Source organism: Dermacoccus sp. 147Ba, from assembly GCF_004151355.1.
Taxonomy (GTDB): Bacteria; Actinomycetota; Actinomycetes; order Actinomycetales; family Dermatophilaceae; genus Dermacoccus; species Dermacoccus abyssi.
In genome coordinates this window covers 1-563 of the sequence record NZ_SEHL01000026.1, presented here as the reverse complement: position 1 = coordinate 563, position 563 = coordinate 1, and the positions used below count along the sequence as shown (strand labels likewise).

The window sequence follows — 563 nt, the reverse complement described above, 5'->3', positions numbered from 1 at the left end:
TCTCATCCACGCACAGCACGACCGCCTTCTCCGGTGGGTTCAGGTACAGCCCGACCACGTCGCGGACCTTGGCCTCCAGCTCCGGGTCTGTGGAGAACTTGAACGTCTCCCGCCGCCATGGCTTGACCCCGTACTTGCGCCAGGCACGGGCGACGGTGGCATCCCCGATCCCCAAGTGCCTGCCCAGCAACCGCGAGGACCAATGCGTCACCCCGAGTTTGGCCGGTGGCGGCTCGAGCGTGGTGGCGATGATCACGGCATCATCGATGCGTTTCGGTCGGCCCGAACGCTCCTCGTCCTCGAGGCCAGCGAGCCCGTCGACGGCGAACCGGTCACGCCACTTGATCACAGTCGGACGCGAGACCCCGACATGCCGCGCCACTGCCGAGGTGCCCGTCCCCGCCGCGACGGCCAGCACGATCCGCGCACGCTGCGCACGTCCCGCCGGCAACGTCCGCGACCGTGTCCACGAGGTCAGGGTCGCACGGTCCTCTTCGCTGATCTCCAGCACAGGTGACGGCATATGCCATCATCCCATACTGTCAACGAATTAATGACGCGCG

General features: G+C 67.0%; 1 protein-coding gene. It reads right to left on the bottom strand.

All coding sequences use genetic code 11. From position 1 onward, the window contains the following. On the bottom strand, positions 1 to 523 hold a 523-nt coding region (locus EVU97_RS14875), incomplete at its 3' end, for an IS630 family transposase (RefSeq protein WP_129666964.1). Positions 524 to 563 lie beyond the last annotated feature (40 nt).